At 55.6% G+C, this 13012-nt stretch carries 11 protein-coding genes; 8 read left to right on the forward strand and 3 right to left on the reverse strand.

Annotated elements, in window-relative coordinates:
- Positions 1-378 precede the first annotated feature (378 nt).
- The 4 genes from SO140_RS14345 (at position 379) to SO140_RS14360 (ending at position 4452) form a co-directional block, all read left to right on the forward strand.
- Complete coding sequence (locus tag SO140_RS14345; protein ID WP_498541528.1) at positions 379-807, forward strand: hypothetical protein; 429 nt, start codon at positions 379-381, stop codon at positions 805-807.
- 15 nt (positions 808-822) lie between these two features.
- A complete protein-coding gene (locus SO140_RS14350; RefSeq protein WP_498541529.1) occupies positions 823-1755 on the forward strand; it encodes a glycosyltransferase family 2 protein in 933 nt (310 codons plus the stop codon).
- A 10-nt stretch (positions 1756-1765) separates the two neighbouring features.
- Positions 1766-3004: a lipopolysaccharide biosynthesis protein gene (locus SO140_RS14355; RefSeq protein ID WP_498541530.1), complete on the forward strand. Its 1239-nt coding sequence runs from the start codon at positions 1766-1768 to the stop codon at positions 3002-3004.
- Positions 3005-3105: 101 nt separating this feature from the next.
- Complete coding sequence (locus tag SO140_RS14360; protein WP_498541531.1) at positions 3106-4452, forward strand: hypothetical protein; 1347 nt, start codon at positions 3106-3108, stop codon at positions 4450-4452.
- Positions 4453-4667: 215 nt separating this feature from the next.
- On the opposite strand, the gene SO140_RS14365 is transcribed toward SO140_RS14360, so the two are convergent.
- From SO140_RS14365 to SO140_RS14375, 3 genes are all read right to left on the reverse strand, one after another.
- Entirely contained in the window at positions 4668-5681 is a 1014-nt protein-coding gene (locus SO140_RS14365) for a glycosyltransferase (protein ID WP_498541532.1), read from the reverse strand.
- Between the two features lie 38 nt (positions 5682-5719).
- Positions 5720-6628, reverse strand: a complete 909-nt coding sequence (locus SO140_RS14370; RefSeq protein WP_498541533.1) for a glycoside hydrolase family 113 protein — start codon at positions 6626-6628, stop codon at positions 5720-5722.
- A 172-nt stretch (positions 6629-6800) separates the two neighbouring features.
- Positions 6801-8186 carry an undecaprenyl-phosphate glucose phosphotransferase gene (locus SO140_RS14375; protein ID WP_498541534.1) on the reverse strand — a complete coding sequence of 462 codons (1386 nt, stop codon included), beginning with the start codon at positions 8184-8186 and terminating at the stop codon, positions 6801-6803.
- A gap of 488 nt (positions 8187-8674) precedes the next feature.
- Here SO140_RS14375 and SO140_RS14380 point away from each other — a divergent pair, with 488 nt between their 5' ends.
- The 4 genes from SO140_RS14380 to SO140_RS14395 all read left to right on the forward strand — a co-directional run bounded on the left by SO140_RS14380 (position 8675) and on the right by SO140_RS14395 (position 12639).
- Positions 8675-9553: an ABC transporter substrate-binding protein gene (locus tag SO140_RS14380; protein WP_498542732.1), complete on the forward strand. Its 879-nt coding sequence runs from the start codon at positions 8675-8677 to the stop codon at positions 9551-9553.
- Positions 9554-9761: 208 nt separating this feature from the next.
- The gene (locus SO140_RS14385) at positions 9762-10034 is read left to right on the forward strand and encodes a hypothetical protein (RefSeq protein WP_449382000.1); all 273 of its coding nucleotides are present in this window, start codon (positions 9762-9764) and stop codon (positions 10032-10034) included.
- 262 nt (positions 10035-10296) lie between these two features.
- A complete protein-coding gene (locus tag SO140_RS14390; protein ID WP_498541535.1) occupies positions 10297-11271 on the forward strand; it encodes a GDP-L-fucose synthase family protein in 975 nt (324 codons plus the stop codon).
- A 60-nt stretch (positions 11272-11331) separates the two neighbouring features.
- Positions 11332-12639 (forward strand): WcaI family glycosyltransferase, encoded by a 1308-nt coding sequence (locus SO140_RS14395; RefSeq protein ID WP_498541536.1) that lies wholly within the window; start codon positions 11332-11334, stop codon positions 12637-12639.
- The last annotated feature ends 373 nt before the right edge of the window (positions 12640-13012 follow it).

Here is a 13012-nt window from a genome sequence, read left to right on the forward strand (position 1 = left end):
CCCCCGGGTCCGGACAATAGCGGGTTTGCGCAGTTCGAGCGGAATTACTTCCATCGATCCGTAAATTCACGCGCGTTCGAAATTGCCTGCTTTGCTCGCTATTTCGCAATAGGCGAGTTTTTGAAGCGATCGCCCGTCGAGTCGTTCTTCCTCTCGGACACCGATATTCTAATACAACCGCGATACCCTCAGATAGAATTGCTTGTCGGAGACGCGGACGTGGCCTTGAGTGCTCCAACGACAGCTTTTCGAGGACCGGGGACGTACTTTGAAATGTCTCCACACTTTTCGTTTTGGCGAAAATCGTCCCTTACATCCTTCCTAGACTATGTTGTTCAAACCTACAGTTCGACAGAAGGTAGGAATTCCTTGAATAGGGTGGCTGAGGCAAATCTTCTGATCTCGCCACGCGCCAGTGTATCAGACATGACCCTTCTCGCGATGTGGGCGAACGACACAAAGCCAAAGCTTGTCAATGGTACCAGCGTCGTACAGAGAACCACCATCGATCATAATATCGCAATGTCATCTCATCAGGTGTCCAATCAATTTCAGATGCGGTGGGGAGCCAAACGCTTGGTACCCTGCAATGATGGCTTTTGCTTCGCTGATCATGACGGGCAGTTAGTCTATCCGTACGCGATCCACTTCCAAGGCAAGTACAAGATGATCATGGCAGACACGTTGAAGAAAAAGATTGTTCTGCCGTTTGTTATGACCCAGGCGATTAGTCTTTTCCGGAATACAAGAGCCAGGATGTCGGCGAGAGCGAAGCAAGTAGCCTCTCCTTCAACGCAGCCGAAGTGACGACAGGAGAGAGAGATGATTCACTGCTCAGTTATTGTTCCCGTTTTCAACAGCGCCACTACGCTCGCGGCCTGCCTAGCGTCACTAAGGGCCCAATCGCTCGAGGAGATGGAGATTTTGGTTGTCGACGACGGCTCCAGTGATAATTCCCTCGAGGTAGCAAGTCAGTGTGCCCAGGTCGATCCGAGGATAAAGATCTTCAGGATGGAGAAAAACAGCGGAAAATCCGTGGTGATGAACTTTGCTCAGGAGCGAGTTACTGGCGCGTGGATAGCCATTCTTGACGCCGATGATACCTACGAACCGTCTCGCCTCGAAACGCTGATCGCGTTGGGAGAGCATAACGGCGTGCAAATGGTTGCGGACAATCAGACTAAGATTGATCCCTTTACGGGTGAAGGGCTAGGCCTCGTCTATAAGGACGGCCGAATGAACAGGTTGATTGGACTGCACGAATACGTTGGGAGTATCGGTTGGAAGCACGATTTTGGGACGTTAAAGCCGGTGATCAGGTCGGACTTCGTCCGCTCGAACAATTTGAAGTACAACACCGCGTCGCGGTTTTCTCAAGACTTCTACTTTCTTCTTGAATTCTTCCTCTGTGGAGGGAGAGCTTTCGTTTCTGACAAGCCGCTGTATCGTTACACTGCCCCGTTCAGCGCCTCTAACATGAAGTGGACGAATACCGGCGCAGGGCGCTGGCGTCACAATTTTTCAATCGCGCTGCAGGTGAATGAGACTTACCTCGAACAAGAGCGTGTCCAGGCTGACCCTTATGTGCGCGAAATGTTGCTTCGTAAGAGCAGGGTGCTTGCAAATAATCTAAAGTGGGCGGGATTCAAGACGGCACTAGTGGAACGCGGGAAATTCAGAGCCTTGAAGTATCTGCTCCAGCGTGTGGAACTTTGGCCGATTGTGTTGAGACGCGTGCTTTTCGGTACTTTCTAGGGGTGTGGAGTTGTCGCTCGCGACCGTTCAGGGCAAGCCGTTGCTTGGTTCGACTCGACTATTGGGGAGCGTTCTCCTACTGGGGGGGCGAGCGTCAGTCTATCTCTCAGGATTTCTGTACAACCTTGTCTTTTCATACCTCCTCACACCAGCCGACTTCGGCAGTTTCTCTGCGTTAATGGCAACTGGCGAGTTGCTACTAGCTCCGATAACGTTGGGTTGTGGACTATTGATATACCGCAACGCTCGCACCACGGCAAAATTACCGCTCGTTGAAATTCTGTCGACGCTTTTCATCGGATCGACGCTCGCCGGCGCCGCATTGGTCTTGGCAAAGCTTTCGTTCCCCTGGATGAACGAAGAGCACCTACTTTTTCCGTTCTTTATCGCACTTCCCTTAGCTGCGACGCAGTTGATAATCAGCAGTTTTCGTGGTCTGGGCTACGTTTCTCTCTTCACAGTAGATCCAGCGATACGATACGCAACTTATGTAGCGTCTGCCGTCATTGCTGCGAGACTCATTTCTCCGGGCCTTGCCACCCTTGTGGGGGCAGTGTCGTTATCGAACGTCGCAATTTTTTTTGGCTACGTTTGTCTCGGTCTAGTACGCGAAAGATGTTCGACCATCTTGAATTGGAATATTCGTGAACAGGCTAGCCTTTTAGCCTCGACCTTGCTGAGCTTCGCCGTGCGCAAGAGTGACATTCTCATTCTCTCATCCGGCTTCGCTCCCGCAGCTCTCGGCAGCATGAAGATTGCGCTTCTGCTATCAGAGGCGCCGTTGCAGTTTGTTCAAGCTGTATTCTTCAAGTATTCGCATCTATTTGAATTCAACGAGACTGAAGGCACATCATCTGGGAGTAGACGGAAGCTTGCAAAAGGGTTCGTGGCGCTGGCGTGCGGGCTCAGCGTTGCGGCGCTCGGAGCGGCTGCTGTGCTGCAGGTCTTTTTCTCGGGAAAGTATACTTTTTTGTACGCGATGCTCCCTCTACTCGCCTATTACGTTCTGAGGATCGGAAGCTTGCCACTTGACCAAGCATTAGTCATGAGTGGCAAAGGAACTCTATTAACGAGGATCTACTTTGTTTCAGCCTTGGTCAAGGTTGGCTCGCTTTCTGCCGCGGTGAACCTTGTCGGAGAAAGTGCAATCTACTTATATCCGATCTTCGGGCTTCTCGAAATGATCATTGTCGAAGGGTTTGTGCGGCTGTCGATCAAGAGATCTTACGCTCTTTGGCTCTTCGGATAATTACAGTAGCCCGAATAATGACACATAATCATACATTGGAGCACAGACGCGCCTCACCGTTCTCGGCCTCAGTGCTGACGGTTAGCTTGTCGAGCGTGCCATTGGTTTTGATCTTTGGGGTAGGCCCGTTCACCTACTATGGCCTATTCGCGCTCTATCTGCTCTCTCTTGCTGTTTGGCTCTTCCGAGGCGATGTGCTTGAGGACGCGCTAGCTCTCTCAACAATGTTCGTAACGTTTTACGTGCTCTTGCCTGAACCTATGTTGTCTGATGCACACTACTATTTTTGGAATGCCCCATCTGATTTCAACAATCCAAACACAAGGGTAGTGTGGATCTGCGCCGCTTTTTTAGGAAGTGCAAGCGCGGCAACGCTCTGGAGGCAGCAAGAGCATCAGCGATATGTGCCTCCGCCCATGGCGACAATTCATTTGCCTTTTGCCCTGCTTATAGCTGGCAGCCTGCTGCTTTTCGCAGCAGCATTTCCAGCGTTGTTGCTACAAACGAGATCGGAAATAAGCGTCGCCGTAGGACAAGAGGACCGTTCGGCACTGAGGCAGTTGCTGCTCGTCACTGCGCCGCGCGGCTTGGCAGCAGGATATCTGTTGGCTCTCGCGATATCCGCGGGTGGTGCATTGAAGTATCGGCGGACATTGCCGCTGGCAGAAGCATTGCTGGCGCTTCCGGCGCTGATCTTCTTCAACCCTCTCGCGATTTCTCGACAAATGCTTCTGACGGCTGGCCTTTCCGTTGCATTCGTCCTGTCGCGTTTCAGGATGTTGAACCGGAAATGGATTTTAGTCTGCTTACCTTTGGCTTCCTTGGTTGTCGCCCCGGCTATCTCGAATATCACTAGATATGAAGCGCGGAACGATAGTTTTCCTTTCGCCCCCGATTTTGACGTTCATCAAAATATCGCCCTAGCGATGGAACTGGTCGATTTGGAAGGATTTCGATTCGGACAACACCTATTAGCCTCGATTTCATCCGTCCTCCCGTCAGAGCTAAAGCTGTTCAAAACTGAGCATCTTCTAGCATCCGAAAGGCTGAAGGCTCTCTACAGTCAGACAAATATTTCGATGCCTATCTTCGTCGAGTTTTTTGTGGATTTTAGCTGGTTAGGGGTAGTTGGCATGACCTTTGCCATGTTCTGGGGGGTGCGGAGAATTCAGCAGAGCGTCTATCATGGTTCAGCCGGGACTTGGCTTTTAGGTGTTTACGCTCTGTTGTCAGGGAACTGGTTCGCGCTCAATCGAGGCCCATTTCTTGGTAACAGCCCGGTTCTGATTTTCTTTCTTCTAGGATGGACGGTATGTTGGTTCGGCATTAGTAGAAGTTTAGTTGCGCAACCATCGAACAATCGTCCAAAACCGGGCATGCGGTCCGTCCGCCAGACAAGCCGTGGCGCGTCATCAGGGACTCAGCCAGGCTTGGTTGATGAAGTTTGAGTTGACGTCAGCTCCGTTAGCCCAAAGCGGGCGCGCTCGATTGTCGAGATAGAAGCTGTGGGGCACTCGCCAGATGAAGTGCATTGAGCAACACAAGAGTCGCTTACGAACAAACCTGGTCGGAGCTTGCCCTGGCGTCCACATAACAGTTTCTCGGCTGCCAACGCATTGATGATTTTGGGGACGTTTCGCTGGCGGCCCCCGTTTCTACTTGGCTACCCACTCAGCTCATCAAAGAATCCAACATAGCGAGCTGCGACCGCATCTGGTTCGGTAGCGTCAGCGAATCTCCACGAACGGTCAGAACGGAAGCCGCCAAGATACGTCTTGAGCAGATCCCAGGGGAGCTCCTCAGAAGCGGGGTCTACAAGGCACGCGTAGTCGCCAAACAACTCGCGATGCACGGCAATGTCAGAGAGCAAAAGGGGGCGCCTCAGTTTTGCCGCTTCTGCTGCCGCCATGTTGAATCCTTCAAAGAGCGAAAGCGAAATGAAGAACTCGGCGCCAGCAACAAGCTGAAGAACCATCTTTTTGGGGATGAAGCCAGTCTGTACAACGGACTCGTCTGGCAAGTTACACCGTTGCAGTAAATCTGCGATTGCCAGATGGCGGCCCGTCAATACGAGCTTCAGGTTCGGGACGTGATCTCTAATTTGGCGGAAAAACGAAAAGACCTTCTCTATGTTTTTATGCGGATAGAAATGAAAGTTGGCGATAGCATAAGGTGATGAACCGATTGCACTGATAATGGGTAGATCTACGGGACACGTATCAACGGTAACTGGGTTCAATATGACGGTGTGTCTTCTCGGCTCTCCAAAGTACCGAATGAAATCCGCTTTTGTCGCTTCGCTGATGAACACCACACCTGCTGCCTGGCTGCGCGCGATTCGATGAGAAGCTTCGAGCAAAAGTCGTTTGGCCCTGGAATGGAATTGGGGGTACGACCTGTATTGTAGATCGTGCACGAGGACTACGTTGCGTGTTGAAGATCTGGGCAGCGGGACGGTGAAATAGTTTGGAAAGAAGAGAACGACATCCTCTCGAAAGTGCCTTAACTCCAAGGTAATCTCTTCCGAAAACCTCCGAAGCGTTCTCGCCGTTGAATGGTCCATGGATGGGAATACCTCTTTGAAATGAGGCAGGCTCCTCTTGAATGCGTCCGAGAGGTTGTGGGCTACATCGGCCACGCCGCCCGGGTTGGCGACGTAGGCGTAGTTGTGAGACATGATAAGAGGTCTAGGCATCAGGACACCAAGGATTATCCCTAGCTCAGGCGGTGAAGAAGTTCGACCGTCTGTTCTCCCAAAAAGCCTTCTTGGTAAATCCCAACATTAAAGGTGAGAGCCACTCTCATTTGACGATAATGCTGGATAACTTGGGATAGGTATTCAGCTCTGTACAAAGGCGGTCCCATCTCGCCCGGTCCCCCATAGCCCCATTTTCCAAAGTTATCGATGGGTGCCACGACATGAGCCTGGCACGTCAGCCCACTCAGGTATGTATCCGATAGCGGGAAGGTCTTTGGTAGGCCGAGCTTTTTTGCGAGCGGCCCATCGACGCTGAAGCCGTCCGCTTCTCCCGACAAAAGGTCCTGGTGCTCAGTCAATGCATACGGATGATCAGTGAGGAAGCATCCATCGTTGAAGGACAGCACTCTCTTCGGATTGCCGGCCCTGAGGGCGCCGGACCACAATGACCAATCGCGTTTCGAATTGGGGAAGTCCTTCCAGTTGTAGCAGCCATCGATCCACCAGCCGTTGCAAGTTGTTCCGTACCGTTCCGAGTACTCTCGCAAGAATTCGGTATAGCGATGTTGGAATGTATCCTGATTGGCCGGGTCCCATCCGAATGCGGCGTGTAAGGCGGTGACCGCTTTGATTTCTCCAGGTGCATAGGCGATGAGCGAAATGCCTCGCGCGTGAAGCGCCTTTGCTAGTTCGAAAACCAGATCCCGACTGGGTGTGCGTCCGGGGCCTGCGATCGAATCCAGGTAGCGATTAGGACTTGCATAAAAGCCCTTGTTCTGGCCGATTGTGAAGATCACCCATGAAACGCCTGTACCAGAAATTTGGCCGATCAGGCGATCAAGATCGAAGTGGTCAATCGCATCGTTCAGATCCGACCGGTACTTGCCTGATCTTGCTGCCGGTCCAGGGGCGATCCAGTGAAGCATTATTCCCCAACGTCCCACCATCCACTCAGCTCGCCGGGAAGTCGGGTTCGCCTGAAGAGGTAACGAGGCTAGAGAACCGGGCAGTGATAGCAACCCACCCGTGAACACGCGTCTATTAATCATTCACATTCAACGATTGTAGTCTTGCCCGAGCATCGCTCGCATTCCGCTATCAGTACGCTGTTGGTTTGGCGAAAGTGACCAGCACGGTGCGCACCAAGATTGCAACGTCCAACCCTAAGCTCCAGTTATTGATGTACCACAGATCACACTCCACGCGCTTTTGCATCAGCTCGAGCGCGCGGGTCTCGCCGCGGTAACCGTTAACTTGGGCCCAGCCGGTGATACCGGGTTTGACGTGGTGGCGGAAGGCGTAGTTGCCGATGATCTGCTCATATTCGCTGTTGTGCGCGGCGGCGTGCGGGCGGGGGCCGACCAGCGACATGTCGCCCTTGAGCACGTTGAAGAGCTGCGGCAGCTCGTCGATCGAGGTCTTGCGCAGCCATTTGCCGATGCTCGTCACGCGGGGGTCGTTCTTCTGCGCCTGCACGATGGTCGGGCCGTCCTCGAGCACGCGCATGGTGCGGAATTTGAAGATCTTGAAGCCGCGCCCGTTGAAACCGTTGCGGGTCTGGCGGAAGAACACCGGCCCCGGCGAGGTCGCCTTGATCAGGATTGCCGTCACCAGCATCGCGGGGGCAAAGACGATCAGCGCCAGGCTTGCGCCCACGAGGTCGAGCGCGCGCTTGAGCGCCCGTTCCTTCCAGGAGAGTGGTGCGCGGCGCAATTCCGCGGTCCATGTATTGCCGGTGTTCACCAGCGGATGGCGCAAGAAACGTGCAGCATGGGCATCGGGCAACAGATGCACGGGCACGGGCAGGATTTTCAGCGCGTCCAAAATGCTGTCGATCGCGTGCTGCCGGCTCCAGCTCATCAGGAGGAAGATGTGCTCGATCCGATTCTCCCTCGCATAGGCGATCAGCTCGTCAAGGCGCGGGCCGATGGAGGAGAGCAGGAGGGGCGAGGCGAGCTCCTTGGAGCGGATCTCCATGATCCGCAGCAGCCGATAGCCATGCTGCGCAAGATCCATCATCGCGTTGGACGAGGCCGGCAGCCCGAATTCGGCGATCAGAAGCGCGCGGCTGTTGGCGAATGCGCCGGTGCGCAAGGCATGCGCCGTCCAGCGCGCGGCGAGCGCCTTCCAGATCAGCAGCACGGCAAGGCCGGCCAGATAGAACGAGATCGTGGTGCCGCGGGAAAAGTTTTCGCTCACCTTCATGGTGAAGGCGATCGCCAGCAGGGCGCCGAACAGCCCCGTCCACGTCGTCAGCGTCACGCGGAAGGTGCGCGGCAGGTTGGTGATGGTCTTCAGGCGATAGCCGTGCTGGACCGTGATCAGGAGCGCGAAATTGATCGCCACCAGCAGGCTGGCCGCGGCATAGACATCCGCCTTGCCGAGCAACGTTTGCGTAAAGAGGTGATAGGCCGCCGCGCAGCCAATGCCGCTGATCACAACCAGAGCGGCATCGACGCACATCACAAGGCGCTCGACAACCATAGGTCGCAGCCAGCTCGGCGCCAAGCTTTGGGATGTTGTCCGATCATACTCCAGAACGTGAATTTCCGCAGCAGAATCAGGAGCTGACGTCGGCCGAGCCGATAGAATTGTCATCGCTCTAAAGCTCACTTACGATAAATGTCCTATCCCGACGCGCCGTGCTATCGGGCAAAACCGCAATCCAAACAAGGCGAAGGAAAAAGTAACCTTACCCCAGCAGTTCTATTGTACCGCATCCTCTGTCCCGACCGATATGTCAAATTTCGCAAATCCCTAGGAAGCTCTCAGTGTCTCAGACCCGGCCCCGGCGCCGATCCAAGCGGAGGACCAGTCCGTACGCTGCCATCGGCCTTGCCGCCGCCGCGCTTTTGGGAACGGCGCTCCTGGTCCTGCGCCCCGATTCCGTGCCGAGACAGGCCTCGAGGGTCCCCGCGGCCAAGGTCGCGCTGCTTCTGGATGGAGCATATGGAGCCCGGTTTGCCGGCGAAATGGCCGCCCTCAAGCAGCGATTTTTTGCTTCCGACATTTCTCTGGCGGTCCGCCCCGATGGTCCCGACTTCATCGCGACCATTGCACGCCAACATGCCATCGGCGTGACGAGCGGTCAGACGTTCCTGCTGGCGGCCTGGCGCGGCGTGCCTGTGACCGCCTTTGCTGCGAGTTTCCTCGATACCTCGGTTGCGATATTCGCGCTCGAAAGTTCGGGGGTGCGGCGCCCTGCCGACCTGATCGGCAAGCGCCTCGGTTACCGCAGGGGCAGCGAGGGCGACGTGATCTTCGACGCCATGATGGCGCAGCTCGGACTGCCGCGCAGTCAGATTACTAAAGTGGCCGATCGCGACAGCCTCGAGGCGCTCCGCGCCGGCGAGGTCGACGCTATCATCGCCTCGATCGATGACCAGCCAGATCCGACCAGCCCCGGCTACGTCCGGTTGAATGTCATCAAGCCGCAGGAGTACGGCATCCATGTCCCTGGCCTGGTCTACTTCGCCAGCAATGATCTCATGCATGATCAGCCGTCCGTCATCGCCGACGTGCTCCAGGGCCTCATCCGAGGCTGGCAGTTCGTCTATACAGATTATGCACGGAGCGTGCCGGTTCTGGCCGGCTTTGATCCGGAGAAGCTGAAGCCTGATCGGTGGAAATTCGAGCTGCAGCAGCAGCGAAACCTAGTCCTGCCGACCGGGGGACGTATCGCCGACTATGATGAGAGCCGATGGAAGACCCTCCGGGACATCCTTCTCTTTGCAAAACTCGGGGAAGAAGAGGTGCCGCTTGCCCAATCGGTGAACTACCAATTCCTTCGGGATGTGTACCGCCGTTCACCCGATCTTGCCGCCCCCGGCGCCTGGACGGGGGAGAACTAGGGCCAAGAAGCCACAGTTGTGCGCCATATCGCCCCAATCACCGATCTGAGAGGCGGGACCCCGTTGCGTTCATCCTGCTAGGGTTGGTAATCTTTGGTCGCCGTTTGAGGCTGATTTCCGGATTTTCGGATATCCAGGCCGCTGCAGCGGGTCCTTCTTAGGGGGGCTGTGGCGGATTGGGTCCGTTGGGGCAAAGGAGCTTTTGGGGATGTTCAAGACGTTTGCGCGCGCAAGTCTTTTTGCCGTGGCCACCTCTTTCTTTGCAGTGAGTGGTGCACATGCAGCGATGCAGATGCCCGCCACGGCGGCTGTGCTGACGGGTGAGAACCAGGTCACGCCGGTTACGTTCTGGGCCCAGCCCTATCCCTACCGCTATGTGCCTGCGCGTCGCTGCCCGCTGGTGCGTGTTGAGACGCCGTACGGCTGGTACATGGATCGCGTCTGTGCGCCGGTAGGCCCCGTCCTGCGTCGGGCTTACTGATCGGCCCAGTCTGACCAGACAGATTCACCTAAGAAGCAGTCGTGCGGTCCGTACGGCTGCTTTGTCTATTTCCGAGCCGATAGTCTGCCGTCGGATTGTGCAACGGGCCTGTTCACCAAAAATGCCGTTTGGCGGTAACATGGGCTACCGCCCCGTAAAGATTGTGTTAACAAGCTGAGTGCGCTGCACTGCAGCGCGTCTTGGAATGGAAATGGGGGCTGTGCTGTGGGTTCTTTCATAGAGGGCCCAGGCGAGGTGTTTTATGACAGGGGCATCAACCTACAATCTTTCCGGAAAGCGCGTCTTTGTGGCTGGCCATCGCGGTATGGTTGGTTCAGCCGCCGTGCGCCGCCTTGCGTCTGAGAATTGCATAGTTCTTACGGCCGATCGCCGCGAACTTGATTTGACGAAGGAGGAGCCCACGCTTCGATGGTTTGAGGCCAACCGACCCGACGCGGTGATTCACGCGGCTGCAAAGGTCGGAGGTATCGCCGCCAACAACAATTTCCCGGTCGATTTTCTCTGCGACAACCTTGCGCTTGAGCTGAACGTCATTCGCGCAAGTCACGCCGTCGGCGTCCGGCGTCTGCTGTTTTTGGGTTCGTCCTGCATCTATCCAAAGCACGCCAAGCAACCGATCAGTGAAGATGAATTGCTCACCGGGCCCCTTGAACCCACAAATGAGTGGTATGCGATCGCGAAGATCGCTGGGCTAAAGATGTGTCAAGCCTATCGTCGCCAATACGGGGATGACTTCATCTCGGCGATGCCCACTAATCTCTATGGTCCTGGCGATAACTACCATCCGGATCATAGCCACGTGCCGGCGGCGCTAATTCGGCGCTTCCACGAAGCAAAGTTGGCGAACGCGGCAACGGTGACGGTATGGGGCACGGGAACGCCGCTTCGCGAATTTCTCAACGTCGATGATTTCGCTGACGCCTGCGTCTTCCTGTTGAAACAGTATTCCAGCGACACGCCCATCAACATCGGCAGTGGCGATGAGTTGTCGATCGCCGATTTTGCTGCAACGGTTGCAGACGTCGTCGGCTACCAAGGCAAGCTCGTTTTCGACACGTCCAAACCCGATGGCACGCCACGCAAGTTGCTCGATAGTTCAAGGATTCGCGCGCTTGGTTGGCGACCGAACATCGCTCTGCGATCCGGTCTCGCTGCCGCTTACGCAGATTTCCTAAAAGGACATGGCCGTCATTTGGCGGTTAGCGCAGTCAGCTAAGCGAAATCGGTTGGACTTCAAAGTTTTTCAAACCCTGAACTTTAAATTGGATTGCGCTTTATGCGTGTTCTTTTGGTCGGCATCAACTATGCCCCCGATCTGATCGGAGTGGCAAAATACAATGCTGAGCTCTGCGAAAGCCTTGCCGCCGAAGGCCATGAAGTCAGAGTGATTACGGCGCCTCCTTATTACCCTGCCTGGAAGATTCCGACGGGTTTCAAGAGTTCTTACTTCAGATCGAGGTCGATCGGAGGCGTCCGCGTGAGGCGTACGCCGATTTATGTGCCCGAGCATCCATCGGGCGCGAAGCGGCTGATCCATCATGCCTCGTTCGCGCTCTCCAGTGCAGCGCCAGTGCTTATCGATGCGCTCTCCTGGCGACCGGATGTCATGATCGCAGTCGCGCCGTCTCTCATGTCGGCTGCCCTTGTCTCACTGGTTGCGCGTCGCGTCGGTGCCAGGTCATGGCTTCATGTCCAGGATTTCGAGGTGGATGCGGCATTTGATCTTGGTCTGCTGCGCAACCATTCTCTGCGCAAGTGGATGCTGAGAGCGGAAGCGGCGATCCTCAAGTCGTTCGATCACGTTTCAACGATCTCTGAGGCGATGCTGCTGCGCCTAGCAATCAAGGGGCTGGCTCCCAACAAAGCGCTTGAGGTCAGAAATTGGATTGATACCAGCGCGATCTGCCCGGGGTCGCGAATGACGAAATATCGCCGGCAGCTGAAGCTTGGCGAGGGCGATATTGTTGCGCTCTACTCCGGAACCATGTCGAACAAGCAGGGGCTTGACCTCGTGATCGACGCTGCGATCAGATTGGAGCATAGCCATCCACATGTTCACTTTATTCTTGCGGGCGAGGGGCCACACAAAATGAGGCTCGAGCAGATGGGCGCTGGACATTCCAACATCCATTTTTTCGGACTTCAGCCCAACGAGAGCTTCAATGAATTGATGGCGACGGCCGATTTTCATCTCATTCCGCAGAAGGCCGAAGCGGCCGATCTGGTGTTGCCCTCGAAACTTGGCGCTATCTTCGCATCCGCGCGGCCGGTCATAGCGATGGCCGAAGAAGGTACGGGGTTGGCGGCGGAAGTGACCGGTGCCGGTCTCGTGATTCCGCCGGGAGATTCGTCCGCTCTGGAAGTTGCGATCTGCCAGCTCAGTGAGGCTCCGGCCCTTCGCCGCCGTTACGGCGATGAAGGTCGAAAACGCGCGCTTGATCGCTGGGATCGGCGGACCATCGTTCGCCGGTGGGCGGAAGTCATGGCAGGTCAGCGCAGTTCGAGCGAGAAGGAGGGCTTGGATCCGACGGGCGTCAATGACAACATTCGGCTCCTTGGGGAGGATGCGGTTCGCTTGCCTTGACGTGCTTTGTCTCAGCCTGGCTGGGTTGCACGCGTGTCATTCGGCGAAACTGGACGGAAACCAACGCCACAATGGGCGTTTGGCTGAGCTGGTTGCGGTCGACTCATTCGGCGTAGGTGACGCGATCCCCTGAGGGAGAGAACTGGAACGCCTGTTGATTGCCGCGCCGATTACGCGGAAGATCGAAGCGGGCTAGAGGCAAAGCCGAAGGAACGGCTGATGCCAAGAACTCTCCAGGAACAGCTGGACCAGGTTGAGCGCGATATCGAACTGTACTCAGAATTTGATAGGGCTGAGAAAGCTCGGTTCAATCGCGAGTCTTACTTGTGGACTGCAGAAGATCGCATCGAATGGCAGGAGATACAATCTGACA

It is taken from the genome of Bradyrhizobium sp. UFLA05-108 (genome assembly GCF_059803455.1).